The sequence below is a fragment of the Domibacillus sp. 8LH genome, from assembly GCF_038806185.1.
Lineage (GTDB): Bacteria > Bacillota > Bacilli > Bacillales > Domibacillaceae > Domibacillus > Domibacillus indicus_A.
The window spans coordinates 1-236 of the sequence record NZ_JAVJNG010000329.1 but is presented as its reverse complement, the minus strand read 5'-3'; the positions used below and the strand labels follow the sequence as shown (position 1 = coordinate 236).

At 64.8% G+C, this 236-nt stretch carries 1 protein-coding gene; it reads right to left on the bottom strand.

The genetic code is table 11. From position 1 onward, the window contains the following. On the bottom strand, positions 1 to 187 hold a 187-nt coding region (locus tag RG959_RS24905; protein ID WP_342799374.1), incomplete at its 3' end, for a hypothetical protein. Between the last annotated feature and the right edge of the window lie 49 nt (positions 188 to 236).

The following is a 236-nucleotide window of genomic DNA, read 5'->3' as shown; positions in this document are numbered from 1 at the left end:
AGCCTGCGTCGAAGATGACCCCCTGCGCCCCCATCCAGACAAGCATGGCCTCGCCGTAACGAATGCCAATGAAGGCGAGCAGCGCGGAGGCGATGAGCACCATCACCAGGGCATTGCCGACGATGTGGCGCGCCCTGGCCTGCTCCCCCTTGCCCAGATAGAAGGAGGCCAGCGACGAGGATCCCATGCCAATAAGAGCCCCCACCGCATAGAGCACGGCGCAGATGGGGTACGCC